The 13,816-nt window shown below is 56.4% G+C and carries 13 protein-coding genes; 4 read left to right on the top strand and 9 right to left on the bottom strand.

The window, feature by feature from the left end:
* The first annotated feature begins 54 nt into the window (after window positions 1-54).
* Window positions 55-225 (top strand): ribosome modulation factor, encoded by a 171-nt coding sequence (gene rmf, locus SERRSCBI_RS24030; protein WP_004928150.1) that lies wholly within the window; start codon window positions 55-57, stop codon window positions 223-225.
* A 64-nt stretch (window positions 226-289) separates the two neighbouring features.
* Here the strand turns inward: rmf and fabF are convergent, their stop codons facing one another.
* The 4 genes from fabF to SERRSCBI_RS08430 form a co-directional block, all read right to left on the bottom strand.
* Window positions 290-1,567, bottom strand: coding sequence for a beta-ketoacyl-ACP synthase II (gene fabF, locus SERRSCBI_RS08410; protein WP_042784129.1), 1,278 nt, complete (start codon window positions 1,565-1,567; stop codon window positions 290-292).
* Window positions 1,564-2,091: a helix-turn-helix domain-containing protein gene (locus SERRSCBI_RS08415; RefSeq protein ID WP_042784130.1), complete on the bottom strand. Its 528-nt coding sequence runs from the start codon at window positions 2,089-2,091 to the stop codon at window positions 1,564-1,566. Before SERRSCBI_RS08415 ends, fabF begins: the two co-directional genes overlap by 4 nt.
* A 445-nt stretch (window positions 2,092-2,536) precedes the next feature.
* Window positions 2,537-3,055 carry a bifunctional 3-hydroxydecanoyl-ACP dehydratase/trans-2-decenoyl-ACP isomerase gene (gene fabA, locus SERRSCBI_RS08425; protein WP_004928144.1) on the bottom strand — a complete coding sequence of 173 codons (519 nt, stop codon included), beginning with the start codon at window positions 3,053-3,055 and terminating at the stop codon, window positions 2,537-2,539.
* Between the two features lie 68 nt (window positions 3,056-3,123).
* Entirely contained in the window at window positions 3,124-4,872 is a 1,749-nt protein-coding gene (locus SERRSCBI_RS08430) for a Lon protease family protein (RefSeq protein ID WP_071883543.1), read from the bottom strand.
* A gap of 210 nt (window positions 4,873-5,082) precedes the next feature.
* On the opposite strand from SERRSCBI_RS08430, the gene matP reads away from it, so the two are divergent.
* Window positions 5,083-5,541 carry a macrodomain Ter protein MatP gene (matP, locus tag SERRSCBI_RS08435; protein ID WP_033642591.1) on the top strand — a complete coding sequence of 153 codons (459 nt, stop codon included), beginning with the start codon at window positions 5,083-5,085 and terminating at the stop codon, window positions 5,539-5,541.
* Window positions 5,542-5,640: 99 nt separating this feature from the next.
* Here the strand turns inward: matP and ompA are convergent, their stop codons facing one another.
* Entirely contained in the window at window positions 5,641-6,720 is a 1,080-nt protein-coding gene (ompA, locus tag SERRSCBI_RS08440; RefSeq protein WP_033650775.1) for a porin OmpA, read from the bottom strand.
* A 357-nt stretch (window positions 6,721-7,077) separates the two neighbouring features.
* On the bottom strand, window positions 7,078-7,584 hold the full coding sequence (sulA, locus tag SERRSCBI_RS08445; protein ID WP_033642592.1) for an SOS-induced cell division inhibitor SulA: 507 nt from the start codon (window positions 7,582-7,584) through the stop codon (window positions 7,078-7,080).
* A 243-nt stretch (window positions 7,585-7,827) separates the two neighbouring features.
* Between sulA and SERRSCBI_RS08450 the strand changes: the two genes are divergently transcribed.
* A complete protein-coding gene (locus SERRSCBI_RS08450) occupies window positions 7,828-8,484 on the top strand; it encodes a TfoX/Sxy family DNA transformation protein (RefSeq protein WP_033650692.1) in 657 nt (218 codons plus the stop codon).
* Window positions 8,485-8,488: 4 nt separating this feature from the next.
* Here the strand turns inward: SERRSCBI_RS08450 and yccS are convergent, their stop codons facing one another.
* Together yccS and SERRSCBI_RS08460 are read right to left on the bottom strand one after the other, a co-directional pair.
* Window positions 8,489-10,624 (bottom strand): YccS family putative transporter, encoded by a 2,136-nt coding sequence (yccS, locus tag SERRSCBI_RS08455; RefSeq protein WP_042784133.1) that lies wholly within the window; start codon window positions 10,622-10,624, stop codon window positions 8,489-8,491.
* Between the two features lie 26 nt (window positions 10,625-10,650).
* Window positions 10,651-11,103, bottom strand: coding sequence for a YccF domain-containing protein (locus SERRSCBI_RS08460; protein WP_025302313.1), 453 nt, complete (start codon window positions 11,101-11,103; stop codon window positions 10,651-10,653).
* A 166-nt stretch (window positions 11,104-11,269) separates the two neighbouring features.
* Between SERRSCBI_RS08460 and helD the strand changes: the two genes are divergently transcribed.
* Window positions 11,270-13,324: a DNA helicase IV gene (helD, locus tag SERRSCBI_RS08465; protein WP_033642595.1), complete on the top strand. Its 2,055-nt coding sequence runs from the start codon at window positions 11,270-11,272 to the stop codon at window positions 13,322-13,324.
* 33 nt (window positions 13,325-13,357) lie between these two features.
* Here helD and SERRSCBI_RS08470 read toward each other — a convergent pair whose 3' ends face one another.
* On the bottom strand, window positions 13,358-13,816 hold the full coding sequence (locus tag SERRSCBI_RS08470; RefSeq protein WP_042784134.1) for a methylglyoxal synthase: 459 nt from the start codon (window positions 13,814-13,816) through the stop codon (window positions 13,358-13,360).

Here is a 13,816-nt window from a genome sequence, read left to right on the forward strand (position 1 = left end):
GCAAAAAGCAGCCATTGTTTTCTTTCCACCAGACCAAAATGAGGGAAACGAGGCATGAAGAGACAGAAACGCGATCGTCTGGAAAGGGCGCATTCGAGAGGGTATCAGGCAGGTATTTTAGGGCGTTCCAGGGAACATTGTCCCTACCAATCATCAGTGGACGCCCGGTCTCAATGGCTGGGAGGTTGGCGAGAAGCCATGGAAGACAGGGCTGTGACCGCTTAAGCGGCTCCCTGTCAAATAAAAGGAATAACCTCCGCCCCCTGGCGGAGGTTTTTGTTTCAGGCGCTTATTCATCCCGCCAGCGTTTCAACAAAATACTCGCATTCACGCCGCCAAAGCCGAAGCCGTTTGATAAGGCGTAGGTCATGTTCATCGATTCCGCCTGTTTCGCGACCAGATGCAAACCTGCCGCCGCCGGGTCGGGGTTATCCAGATTTAGCGTGGCAGGGGCTATCTGATCGCGCAGAGCCAAGGCGGTAAAGATGGTTTCCAGCCCGCCGGCGGCGCCCAGCAGGTGCCCCGTCGCTGATTTTGTTGAGGTCACGGCGACAGTCCCGGCCGTGCCAAACAGGTGTTTGATGGCGTTGATTTCGCCCAAATCCCCTACGGGTGTCGACGTCGCGTGCGCATTTAAATGCTGTACCTCCTCGGGAACGACGTTCGCCTGCTTCAACGCGATTTTCATCGCCCGATAGGCGCCGTTGCCGTCTTCAGCGCCGGATGTCATATGGTAGGCGTCGGCGCTGGTGCCATAGCCGACGATTTCCGCGAGCGGGGTGGCGCCGCGCGCCAGCGCGTGTTCCAGCGTTTCAATGACCAGCATGCCGGCGCCTTCCCCCATGACAAATCCGTCCCGGGCGCTGTCGAAGGGCCGAGAGGCCTGGTGCGCCAATTCGGCCGGAGCGGTGGACATGGCGCGCGCGGCGGCGAACCCGCCCAGGCTGACGGTATCTATCGCGGCTTCGGTACCGCCGCACAGCGCGATATCGGCCTCATCATTGCGGATCAGACGCACCGCGTCGCCAATGGCCTGCACGCCGGCAGCGCAGGCGGTGACCGGTGCGCCAATCGGGCCTTTGAAGTAATGCTTGATGGAAACATGGCCGGCCGCCAGATTGACCAGGAAAGAGGGGATGGTGAATGGCGACAGGCGTTTGGCACCGCGGCTGTCGGTGGTGCGTACCGCTTGGGCAATCGCTGGGAAGCCGCCGATGCCCGAAGCGATGACGGTGGCGGTGCGTTCTTGTTTCTCCTCCGTATCGGCTATCCAGCCGGCCTGACGAACGGCTTCATCCGCTGCTGCCATGGCAAACAGGATAAAGCGATCCATTTTCTTTTGGTCCTTGGGGGCGACGGAAGCGTCGGGGTTGAATCCCGCTTCAGCATCTTGCGCCAGCTCCTGTACCTGGCCGCCGACCTTGACCGGCAAATCTGCGACGATCTCGTCAGGCAAAGCCCGAATGCCGGATTCTCCTTTTAACAAACGTTGCCAGATAGTCTCCACGCCGCACCCTAACGGTGAAACGGCGCCCATGCCGGTAATAACGATACGACGATTGCTCATGACTGCTCCTTGGTAAGTTCGGATAAATCGGCGAGGCGCCGCTGCCGCATCAATTCGGCGCGTTGACGTATGCCGTCATTTGCCGCAGGCCCTGGCGCCAATGTGACAAACTGCGGCGGCACCGGCTGTTGGGTATCGACATTGACCAACTGGACCTGGATCGGCCGATCGGTGCGTCCGTCGACCAACAGGGCGCTGACGTCCCCGTCGGTCAGATGATTGTTGCCCCATTGTGAGAGCGCCGCCAACACCGGGAGAAAATCGTTGCCGCGCTCAGTAAGCAGGTAGTGATAGCGCGCCGGCCGCGTTTGATAACGTTCCTTATGCAGAATGCCGTGGGCCACCAAATCCTTCAGGCGACGCGCCAGTAGCGTGGGTGACATCCCCAGACTTTGTTGGAATTCGTCGAACCGGGACAGTCCCTGAAAAGCATCGCGAAGGATCAGGATGCTCCACCATTCCCCCACGCGATCCAATGCACGCGCTACGGGGCAAGGCGCGTCGCTAAAGCGGGTTTTTTGCATACCTTTCTCACTAAGTACAATAATTGTAGTTACTATGCTAGTCATGTTAGAGGATCTTGAGGGGCAAGAGAATAACCGGATGCAAAAAAACCGCTATCGCACTGATGCGGGTATTGAGGGAGGCCGCCTTTCAGGCTGCCTGTTGCTTTGGCCGCTTCGGGTAAGCATAGGGCAGAGAGCGGTGGGGGAAGACATTTCGATGTCGGGCGATGAAATAAGGAGCACCCAGCGTCTTCATATCGCCCAACAGTGCATCTTCGCTATCGGCCCTAATCCTCTTTGATGAGAACTGAATAATAAGATGATGCTAACGGCGGCTAAAAAGAGGGGCGGGAGTCTTTGAAAGGCCGGGAAAGGATAAGAGAAAGAAATGCCATCACGTCGAACATGACGGCATGCGAAGAACGTTAGAGAGAAGGCGGTAGCCGCCTTCTCGTCAGCGTGATTAGAACGCGGTGGTATCTTTGAACAGACCCACTTTCAGATCGGTGGCGGTATAGATCACTTCACCGTCAACCAGCACTTCGCCATCGGCGACGCCCATGATCAGCTTGCGGGTGATGACGCGTTTGAAGTTAATACGATAGGTTACCTTTTTCGCGGTCGGCAGCACCTGGCCGGTGAACTTGACTTCACCGACGCCCAGCGCGCGGCCTTTGCCTTCGCCACCGAGCCAACCGAGGTAGAAACCGACCAGCTGCCACATCGCATCCAGGCCCAGGCAGCCCGGCATGACCGGATCGCCGATAAAGTGGCAACCGAAGAACCATAGGTCCGGATTAATATCCAGCTCCGCTTCCACATAACCTTTGTTGTGAGTCCCGCCGTCTTCAGTCATTTTGACCACGCGGTCCATCATCAACATGTTACCCGCCGGCAACGGTGGGCCACCGGCGCCGAACAGCTCGCCGCGGCCGGATGCTTCGAGGTCTTCTTTCGTATAGGAATCGCGTTTATCTACCATGTTCTCAGTAAGCCTTATTTTAATGAAGGACGCAGGTTAGCTAACACGTGTACGCTGAACAAGTCCGATCAGCCGTGGTTGAACCAGTTGAGCCAGCGTAGCGGCCATGGACGACGGCGTTCCTGCAGGCTCACCTGCGCAATCCGTTCCTGAATGGCCGCCAATAAATTCGGCTGTTGTTCGTCAGAGTAGAGGCAACCGGTGAGCAAAGGCAAGGCTTCCGCCGCGCTCTCTACCGCCCACAGGTGGAATTGCCCCTCGCGCACTGCGTCAACGACATCCTGACGCAGGCACAGGTGGCGCACGTTGGTCACGGGCAGTATAACGCCCTGTTTGCCCGTCAGGCCGCGGCGTAAACAAACCTCGAAGAAACCTTCGACCTTTTCGTTAACGCCCCCTATCGGCTGTACGTTGCCGAATTGGTCAACGGAGCCGGTGACGGCGATCTGTTGTGTGATCGGCTGCTGTGACAGGGCGCTGATCAGGGCGCACAGTTCAGCCAGCGAGGCGCTGTCGCCGTCCACTTCACCGTAAGATTGTTCAAAGACGATCGAGGCGGAGAAGGGCAGCTGCTGATCCAGGTCCAGTTCGGCGATCACGAACGCTTGCATGATCATCATACCTTTAGCGTGCAGGTTGCCGCCCAGCTCGGCCTTGCGTTCGACGTCGGTAAATTCGCCGTCGCCGAGATGCACAACGCAACTGATGCGCGACGGTTCGCCGAAGCTGCGTGGGTGGCCGGGATAATCCAGGACTGACAGGCCGTTGATTTGCCCAACCACTTCACCCTCGGTCTCGATCAGGATCTGACCCAGTTCGATCTCATCCTGCATACGCTCGGCGAGATAGCTTTCACGCCATTCGCGGGCATTCAATGCCGCTTCAAACGCTTTGGCCGTAATGCGGTCTTCTTCGGCGTACAGTGCAGCTTCGGACAACTGCTGCCCAAGCCAAACCGGTGAGAGTGGCAGGATGCCCTGATCGCCACTATAACGCACCGCCTGAACGATCAGCGGCAGCCAGGCATCGGCCGCCAACATCGGTAACTGCCGCTCGGCGATCACACCGTTGACGTAGCCGCACCACTGCGCCATATCATCAACTTCAGTCAGTTGCAGATCGTCTTCATATTCGCCATAGACCGCTTGTTCACTCAGTTCTGGCTCGATATCGTGGAAATCGGCCAGGCCGTGGCGGTCGCCGACTACAATCAGCCGCAGATCTAGCGGCATCGGCGGAATAGCGACCGGCAGCGGGCGGGTTTCGTCAGGCGAAACCCAATGGAACTGACGCTGGCCGATCATTTGCTTCAACCGCAGCCATAGCAACGGCTGGGCCAGCAGCGCCCGGGCTGACAGGATCAGAATACCGCCGTTGGCCTGGTGCACCAGGCCGGGCTGCAGAGTGATGTCGCCATTGTGGATCCGCACGCAACCAAACAGCTGCTCCGGTTCAATCCACTCTTGGAACACGCAAGCACCGCCGGCAGCGAAAGGTTCATCGCCATGGCTGGCAGGCTCTACGCTGACCTTGCCATCCTGAATGACATAGTGGCTGCCGAGGCATGCCGTGTTTTGCGGCAGCAGTGGTTTGACGGCGTTAGCGATCAGTTCCAGGTATTCTCGCGTTTCTTGCGCTTTCAACAGCATGAATCGCGGTGGCGATTGGGGGTGACAAAATAGCGTCAGGGCATTTTCCAGCCGAGGCTGAATGGCGGAAAAGGGCACGGGTGCCAACTGAGCGGCGGTATCAAATATCGCCTGATAAGGCGTTACGTCCGGCAATAAAGATTGCCATTCAAGTCGGTTATTGGTCAAAGTGTTAGATGCAATCGTTAAAAAGGGAAAGGGCGATTATACAAGAATAACGGCAGCTTGATACATGTGGAGTGCCAGTTGGCATCAGGGAGTTTGACATCGCGCGATGACTGTGCAAAAAACAGTCTAAAAGACGGCTTAATTGCCGGGGAAATTCGGCGTAAAGCTGTTATGCTTATTTGAAGTTACGCGGTCACTGAAGAGCTCAAGATGAAATATCAGCAACTGGAAAATCTGGAGAGCGGTTGGAAATGGAAGTACCTGGTGAAGAAGCACCGGGAAGGGGAACTCATTACCCGCTACATTGAAAACAGCGCTGCTCAGGAAGCGGTTAACGAGCTGCTGAAGCTGGAAAATGAGCCGGTAAAGGTACTTGCATGGATTGCCGCTCATATGAATCCGGATCTGGATAACCGGATGAAACAAACGATCCGCGCCCGCCGCAAACGTCATTTTAACGCAGAACACCAGCATACGCGTAAAAAATCTATCGATCTGGAGTTTTTGGTTTGGCAACGCTTGGCTGCCCTGGCGCGTCGTCGCGGCGTGACGCTGTCGGAAACCGTCGTGCAGCTTATCGAAGATGCTGAGCGCAAAGAGAAGTATGCGAATCAGATGTCGTCGTTGAAAGAAGACCTGAAGGCGATTCTCGGCAAAGAACCTAAGTAAACGGGGCAGCGTGCCTCGTTGGGCCTGGCCTTGAATGCTCTGACAAAAACAGGACGAAAAAAACCCCGCATTGCGGGGTTTTTTATTAGGCGAGTAAACTTAGCCTTGAGGCTGAGTTACAACGTCTTTGATACCTTTAACTTCGATCTCTACGCGACGATCTGGTGCCAGGCAAGCGATCTGAGCTTTGGTAGCGCGGCCAGATTTGTAGCCACAGGTGTTGCCAGTAACTGGCTCTGCTTCACCCATACCACGTGCAGAGATTTTGTCTGACGGGATGCCTTTGGAGACCAGGTAGTCAACAACGCTCTGTGCGCGTTTTTCAGACAGTTTCTGGTTGTACTGGTCAGAACCAACGGCGTCGGTGTAACCCAGAACCACTACGGAACCGTCTTTAGGATCCATGGAGCTCAGCTGGGTGTACAGCTGATCCAGAGCCTGCTGGCCTTCTGCTTTCAGAGTAGACTTGTTGAAGTTGAACAGCACGTCAGACTTCAGAGTGAAACGCTTGGTTTCAACAACTGGAGCCGGAGCTGGAGCTGGAGCAACTGGAGCAACTACGTCATCCTGACCGAAGCGGTAAGAAACGCCCAGGCTCAGCATGGTGTTGTCTGGACGCGCGCCAACGGTACCTGCATCGCCGATGTTGCTTACGAACTGGTAGTCCAGGCGGGTAGCCCAGTTTTTGGTCAGTGCGTATTCAACACCAACAGCAGCCAGCGGAGAAACGCCGGTGTCGTGGTCGCTCAGACGAGTGCCGTTGCCGTAGTTAGCTTTGGAGTCTGCGCGCCATACCATACCACCCAGACGAGTGTAGATGTCCAGATCGTCAGCAATTGGGTAGCTCAGTTTAGCGGCCAGTTGAACGCCCTGTGCTTTGAAAGCACCGTTGTTCACGCTGCCTTTGTAAGGCATACGGCCAAGCCAGTCATAGCCCAGTTCGAAGCCCAGGTATTGGTTTGCCTGGTAGCCCAGGAACGCGCCTGCACCCAGCTGATCTTTGTGGGTTGGGCCGTTGCCGATACCGTTCTGGTAACCGTTGCCGTAGAAGCCAACGTCATGGTACTGGGACCAGCCCAGTTTAGCACCGGTGTACCAGGTGTTATCTTTTGGAGCGGCTTGCGCTACGGTAGCGAAACCTGCCAGTGCCACTGCTAATGCGATAGCTGTCTTTTTCATTTTGCGCCTCGTTATCATCCAAATAGGCAATGAGCTTTAAAGCTGTTTTAAGCCCTTGGTTAAATTCCTTCGCCAAGGTTTAAGCCCTCGTTTGTTACTCGCCAGTTTTTCTGACGTTATAGAGCAACCTTGGCGATGTAAAGTCTACAACGTGGCGCGAAAGTTACAAGTGTGATGTGATAAGGCTCTAAAAAAAAACGCAGAATCGTACATATTTGCTAACATTCTCAGCTCAAAAAAACGGCGATCAACAGGGCGTTTTCCCTTGCCAAACCGCGGCTGGACTAGCTTTTTGCCTTATTCCGCAAAGGTTCCCTTTACGGGGTGCGAAAATGATGGGAAAAATCCTAAATTTACTTAATGATACAAAGAAGAGTGAATTTTTAGGGTAGAACACTGTCCGTGAGTCGGGCTAATGTCACGTTGTGGACGCATGATAAACCCGTATGCGTTACCCAATTCTGCCGCACGTCTTAATTTTAGACGATCCTCCTCCGTTAGCTCGGGCAACCAGCCGAGAACCACGCTGTAATTCCCCGTTTGCAGCGCTTTTTCCATTGCCTCAACCGTATTCACCGGGCTGATCTGGCTCAATTGCACCACTTTATCCACCGGCAGGCCGGATTGCTGCAGCCATTGTTTGCTTAATTTTTGCTGCGGCGTGAGCCACAGAAGCCAGCGAGACTGCTTGCCCAGTTGCTGCAGCAGGGGCAACAGCAGTTGAGCCACTGCGGGCTGGCGTTCGTTGTAAACAAGTTCACTGATCAAGCCATTCTCTTTGCCGACATCCGTGTTCTTCGCAACATTGCGCGTTGTATAAGAGCCATGGCCGAAATGAGGTTGGTAGAGTGATTGAGTACGCATAAAGTTCCCGCCCGTCGTGTTGCTGTATGTTTATACAGTATCCCTGATTTAGGATAAGATCAACCCAAATTTTCGTAGCGGCTCGCATAATTGCGATCATTTTTTGTACCGACGATTTTTGTGATTGGCAGGCGGACGGATAGTGCGTATTTTTCTAATTAGTTGTTCACGTTACTTTTTTCATTGATGAGAGAAATAATACGGCCAGAACCTAAAGGCCAGAACCTAAAAAGGAGGAACGCTATGAAAAGGATGTCGACGAGAAGAATCGCGCAGGCTAAAAATTGCTTTGCGGCATTGGGGGCCATCACGACTCGGTCGCAGTTCGGCGGTTACGGTCTGCTGGCTGAGGGCGTCATGTTTGCGGTGATAGCGGAGGGGGAGCTGTATTTGCGGGCTACGGCAAGCATGGAACCCGCCTTTCGCGCCCGCGGAATGGTCAATATGGTCTATTCCAAACGCGGTGTGCCCATTACCTTGCGCTATTACTGGGTTGACGAGTCGCTGTGGCGGGAACGCAACGAGCTGGTGGGGCTGGCCTGGCAAGCTGTCAGGGAGGCGCGCCGGGAGCAGCGGCTTAAGGCTGGCGATCACGGCCGACTGAAGGCATTGCCGAATATTGACGTCAATATGGAACGTCTGCTGTGGCGAGCGGGCATTCGCAACGCTTATGACCTGCGGCTGCATGGCGCCAAACGCAGCTATCTCCGTTTATTGAAACAGCAGACTAATTTGGGGCTACGAGTGCTGCTGTCGCTGGGCGGGGCGATAGCCGGTTATCATCAGGCGGCGTTGCCGGCCGAATTACGCAGCGAGCTAGTGCGTTGGTTCGATCATACGATGGCGATGCGCCGCCATGGGCATGAGCCGGTTATTCAGGGCCCATCGAACGGGCCCTGAATAGTTAGGCTGCCTTATTGATTTGGGCATGCAGCGCGGTGAGCTCCGGCAGCAGTTCGAGCACCAATCCCACCTGCTGCAAGACCAATTGTTCTTTGCTTTCAGGTTCCGGAACGGCTTTGCTGATGCGCTCCGCCAGCTGTTCCAACGCCTGCGCAATGCGCTGGCTGTTCCGTTCTTCCTGATGCAGGGCGCCGTCCACGTAACACACGGCGTCATTGAGCAGATCGAGCGTGGCCGGGGTGTTCAGCCGCTCGCGGTGCGCCCCCAATGCGGAGATATAGCTCAGGAGCGTGTGGTTCAGACAGAGCAAGCGGAAGGCGGCTTCCTGCAGCGCTTTGTCGGCCTTGGGATCGGCTGACATGTTGGAGATGACCGAAGCCAGTTCCGCATCGCTGTTATGGGCATCTCGTCGTGCGATGCGGTAAGCGAGGCCGTTATCCTTACCTTGATGATATTGCACCAAAATGGCGTCCAGATAGCGGCAGTTGGCATTCAGCGTTTTATCCACCACCGCCGGCAGTTGGCGGAACTTCCAGTCTGGCCAGATGAAGCTGACGGCCGCCCAGGCGATGGCGCAGCCCAGCAAGGTATCGTAAACGCGCGGGGCGGCCACTTCGAATCCTTCACCCAACAGGTTGAAGCACAGCAACACCAGCAGCGTGATGAACATCGTCGCGTGGGCATATTGCACGGTGCGGAAAGCGAAGAACAGGACGCCGGTGATGACGATCAACACCAGTTGCCCTTCTACGGAAGGCACGAAATAGAGGATTGGCAGGCCGATCAGGATACCTGCCAGAGTGCCGATGATGCGCAGTGCCAGGCGCCGGCGGGTGGCGTTGTAGTTCGGTTGGCAGACGAACAGGCTGGTCAGCAGGATCCAGTAACCGTGCTGCATACCGGTGAACTGGATAAAGGCGTAACCGACGCACAGCACCGCCGACATGCGGATCGCATGGCGGAACAGGGCCGACTGCGGCGTTAAATGGCGGCTGATGCGCAGCCGGATGTCGCTCCAACCGGTCAAGCGATCGTCGGCCAGGCTGTTCTCTTCCGCTTGTCCGCTCGCCAGCGTTTGCTCGGACTCGATATTGGCCAACTGCGCATCTATCGCATGCAGGTTTTTCAGCAGATGCGCCAGCGCCTTGGTCTGTTCGCTATTGCCCTGGGTTTCGGCGATGCGCGCCAACGCCTCCTGAATGCGGCTGAAGGCCGGCTCAAAACGCGGGTTGTGCTGGTACTTTTGCCGCAGCAGGATAGATTGCGCCAGCTGGCGGCAGGCGCGCGCCTGCATACTCAGCAAACGCTGGAAGCGGAACAAAATGTCGCTGTGACGGAATTGCCGGCTGAGCGCAGGGTATTGAACGTGAGAAGAACTGGCGCGTTCGTGGATATCCTGCGCGACAAAATAGTAGTGCAAGGTGCGACGGGTGCCGCGCTGGCCGCGATCGCCTTTCAGGCGTGTCAATAACGAGGCTTTGGTCTGGTTGAGTAACGCGACCAACGCGCTGTTGGCCATTGCGACGTCCATCCATGGCAGATCGGCGTCGCGTTCGGCGTCGGGATCGAACAGGTTGGCTTTGGCGTCCAGATAATTGGCCAGTTGATCGTAACAGCGCGCCAGGTTTTCTTGCAGCGGTCGGATCGGGAACAACAGGTGGCCCGCCAGCGTCAGCAGGTTGTACCACAATGCACCGATCACCAGCAGCAGCGGTTGCTGATACCAGGCATCGTACATGGAAGTGCCGAGCATGGTGTAAACCGCGATCAGCAGCGCACCGAAGGCGATGGTGGCGTAACGTTGCCCCAAGGCGCCCAGCAGGATAAAACCGCAGGTCGAGGTGGTTAAGCCAAGCGCGAACAACCAAGGGTAGGGAAACAGCAGCTCAATCGAGGCGGAAGCAATAAAGAAGCATACCAACGTGATCAGCAGATTGCGTAATCTGCCGGCCAGGCGGTCGTCCAAATCAGTCAGGGCGGCTGCCACCACGCCCAGCGTTAACGGGATAGTCAGCTTGGGAATGCCGAGCCACCAGGGAACGGCGGTGGTGCCGATCAGCGCAATGAGGATGCGCAAGTGATACAGCAGGTTGCTGTTGTAAGTATAACGACGAACTGCGGGTGCAAAAGAGAGCACGAAAAACTCCTCAAACGGAGAAAAAATTAACGCTGTTGATAGTGGCGGCGAGCATTCTCAATACGGGCTTGCTGAGCCATTTCTACCGAGACGACGCGGCGTCCCACCGGCCACAGCGCGATGGCGGCTATTTTGAAATTGGCGATGCCGACCGGAATGCCGATGATTGAAACGCATTGCACGATACCGGCGGCGATGTGTGACAGACACAGCCACCAGCCGAACAGCACCAGCCAGATAATGTTGAGCAGTGAGCCGCCGGCGGAGAGCAGCGCATTGCTTTTTTCCGGATACAGTTCATCGACGTGTATCGCTTCGTTGCCGAACGGCACCAGCGACAGCTTGGTGATTTCCCAACAGGAGCGGGTAAGCGGCAGTGTGATGACAAGCAGCACGCTGAACACCGTAGCAATAAGCCAGCCTAGCGTGGTGAAGAAACCGCCCAACACAAAATTAAGAATATTCAGTACAGTACGCATAGACGTCATTCTGCTCTAATGATAGCCAAACCGCGATGCGGGCGTATTCACGATAAAAACGCAAAATCTATTCTACCCTTTTTTTAGCGCTAGAGTGCCACTGCTTATCGCAGGTAAACTGGCAGATATCCGTTATTTAATCTCAACATAGTCATGGCGCGACGATATGGAACTTAAAGCGACATCGCTGGGGAAACACCTGGCTCAGCACCCTTATAACCGCGTGCGGTTGCTGCACGCCGGCGTTGAGGTGAGCGGGGAAAAACATGAATACCTGATCCCCTTCAATCAACTGATTCAGGTCAGGTGCAAGCGTGGCATCGTCTGGGGCGAGCTGGAATTTGAATTACCGGACGAAAAAGTGGTGCGGCTGCACGGCACCGAATGGCAGGAAACGCAGCGTTTTTATCACTTTCTGCAGCAGGCGTGGCAGCAGTGGAGCGCCGAAATGAGCGACGTCAGCGCCGGCGTGTTGCAACAGCAGGTGGCGCAGATTAAGCGCATTGAGCAACAAGATAAATGGTTCAAAAAGTCTGAGCTGGGCAAGTTGCAGCAGCAAATTCGCGAGGCTTTCTCCGCGCTGCCGATGCCGGTGGCGCGCCTGGAGGAATTCGATAACTGCCGGGCTGATTACCATCTGTGTTTACAATGGTTGCAGCAGGGGGAGCGCAGCATAGAGCAACGCAACCGGCAGTGGACCGAGCGCATGCTGGATCAACACCATGATTTCTTCCAGACCGTCGAGAGTTCGCCGCTCAACGACGCCCAGAGCCGGGCAGTGGTCAATGGCGAGGATTCCGTGCTGGTGTTGGCCGGCGCCGGCAGCGGCAAAACGTCGGTGCTGGTGGCGCGCGCCGGCTGGCTGCTGCGTCGTCAGGAGGCTGAGCCGGGTCAAATCTTGCTGTTGGCGTTCGGCCGTCAGGCCGCCGGCGAGATGAACGACCGCATCAAAGAACGTTTGGGGGATGTCGGTATTCAGGCCAAGACCTTCCATGCCTTGGCGCTGCAAATCATTCAACAAGGCAGCCGCAAAGCGCCGGCCATCAGCCGGTTGGAAACCGATGCCAAAGCGCGCAAAGAGCTGCTGATCACCCATTGGCGCCAACAGTGCGCGGAGAAGAAAGCGCAGGCCAAGGGGTGGCGCCAATGGTTGACCGAAGAGCTGGAATGGGAAGTGCCGGAAGGCGACTTCTGGCAGGATAAGCGCCTGGCGGATCGCCTGGCAAGCCGGTTGGAACGCTGGTTGGGGCTGATGCGCATGCACGGTGGCAGCCAGGCGGAAATGATCGAGCAGGCGGATGAAGAAATCCGCGATCTGTTTTCAAAACGTATCAGGCTGATGGCGCCGCTGCTGAAAGCCTGGAAAAGCGCCTTGAAAGAGGAAGGGGCGGTGGACTTCTCCGGCCTTATCCATCAGGCGGTCAACATTCTCGACAAGGGGCGCTTCGTCAGCCCGTGGAAACATATTCTGGTCGACGAGTTTCAGGATATCTCACCGCAGCGTGCACTGTTGCTGGCGGCATTGCGCCGACAGAACAAGCAGACCTGCCTGTTTGCTGTAGGGGATGACTGGCAGGCGATTTATCGCTTCAGCGGCGCAGAACTGACGTTAACCACGGCCTTCGCCACGAACTTCGGCGAAGGCGCGCAGTGCGCGCTGGATACCACCTATCGTTTCAATGAACGCATCGGCGAGGTGGCCAACCGGTTCGTGCAGCAAAACCCGCACCAGCTGAAAAAACCGCTCAATAGCCTGAGCAAGGGCAATAAAAAGTCGGTGACGATCCTGCCGCACGAGCAGTTGGAGCCGTTACTGGACAAGCTGAGCGGCTACGCCAAGCCGGATGAGCGCATCCTGGTGCTGGCGCGTTACCACCATCTGAAACCGGAAGCGCTGGCGAAAGCGGCCACCCGCTGGCCAAAGCTGGATCTGGAGTTTATGACCATCCACGCCAGCAAGGGGCAGCAGGCGGAATACGTCATCATCGCCGGTTTGCATGAGGGGCGCGACGGCTTCCCCGCCGTGGCGCGCGAGTCGGTGTTGGAAGAGGTGTTACTGCCGCAGCCGGAGGACTTTCCGGATGCTGAAGAGCGCCGTCTGCTGTATGTCGCGTTGACTCGCGCCAAACATCAGGTATGGCTGTTGCAGGATCGTGAACGTCCTTCGGTGTTCGTCGACCACCTGCGTGAGCTTGGCGTTCCGGTGCAGAAAAAACCATAAGCAGCTGGCCTGGCGGTAGCCAGGCCGAAAGGACTATTTCAGGCGGTCTTGCAGGTAACGCTGATAGTCGGGGATGGCGATCTCCACCTCGCTTTTGAACAGCGGAGAGTCAATCAGAAAATCAGCGGTCGAACGGTTGGTCGCTACCGGAATATTCCAGACGGTCGCCAGCCGCAGCAGGGCCTTCACGTCCGGATCGTGCGGAACCGCGTTCAGCGGATCCCAGAAGAAGATCAGCATGTCTATCTTGCCTTCCGCAATCAGTGCGCCGACTTGCTGATCGCCGCCCATTGGGCCGCTCAGCATGCTGGTGACGGGAATGCCGCTGGCACGCTGGATCAGGTTGCCGGTGGTGCCGGTGGCGTACAACTGGTGCTGCGCCAGAATGGTCTTGTGGCTTTCAACCCACTCCAGCAGGGCCTGTTTGCGGTGATCGTGCGCCACCAGCGCAATGTGTTTGCGCTCGGCGATAGTGCGGGTGGTCAATTCCAT

Origin of the sequence: Serratia sp. SCBI (assembly GCF_000747565.1) — a bacterium.
GTDB classification, from domain to species: Bacteria; Pseudomonadota; Gammaproteobacteria; order Enterobacterales; family Enterobacteriaceae; genus Serratia; species Serratia ureilytica.

Excerpts from the sequence above, each read along its gene's own strand:
- rmf (WP_004928150.1), top strand. The coding sequence starts at position 55 with ATGAAGAGACAGAAACGCGATCGTCTGGAAAGGGCGCATTCGAGAGGG.
- fabF (WP_042784129.1), bottom strand. The coding sequence starts at position 1,567 with ATGAGCAATCGTCGTATCGTTATTACCGGCATGGGCGCCGTTTCACCG.
- SERRSCBI_RS08415 (WP_042784130.1), bottom strand. The coding sequence starts at position 2,091 with ATGCAAAAAACCCGCTTTAGCGACGCGCCTTGCCCCGTAGCGCGTGCA.
- fabA (WP_004928144.1), bottom strand. The coding sequence starts at position 3,055 with ATGGTAGATAAACGCGATTCCTATACGAAAGAAGACCTCGAAGCATCC.
- matP (WP_033642591.1), top strand. The coding sequence starts at position 5,083 with ATGAAATATCAGCAACTGGAAAATCTGGAGAGCGGTTGGAAATGGAAG.
- ompA (WP_033650775.1), bottom strand. The coding sequence starts at position 6,720 with ATGAAAAAGACAGCTATCGCATTAGCAGTGGCACTGGCAGGTTTCGCT.
- sulA (WP_033642592.1), bottom strand. The coding sequence starts at position 7,584 with ATGCGTACTCAATCACTCTACCAACCTCATTTCGGCCATGGCTCTTAT.
- SERRSCBI_RS08450 (WP_033650692.1), top strand. The coding sequence starts at position 7,828 with ATGAAAAGGATGTCGACGAGAAGAATCGCGCAGGCTAAAAATTGCTTT.
- SERRSCBI_RS08460 (WP_025302313.1), bottom strand. The coding sequence starts at position 11,103 with ATGCGTACTGTACTGAATATTCTTAATTTTGTGTTGGGCGGTTTCTTC.
- helD (WP_033642595.1), top strand. The coding sequence starts at position 11,270 with ATGGAACTTAAAGCGACATCGCTGGGGAAACACCTGGCTCAGCACCCT.
- SERRSCBI_RS08470 (WP_042784134.1), bottom strand. The coding sequence starts at position 13,816 with ATGGAATTGACCACCCGCACTATCGCCGAGCGCAAACACATTGCGCTG.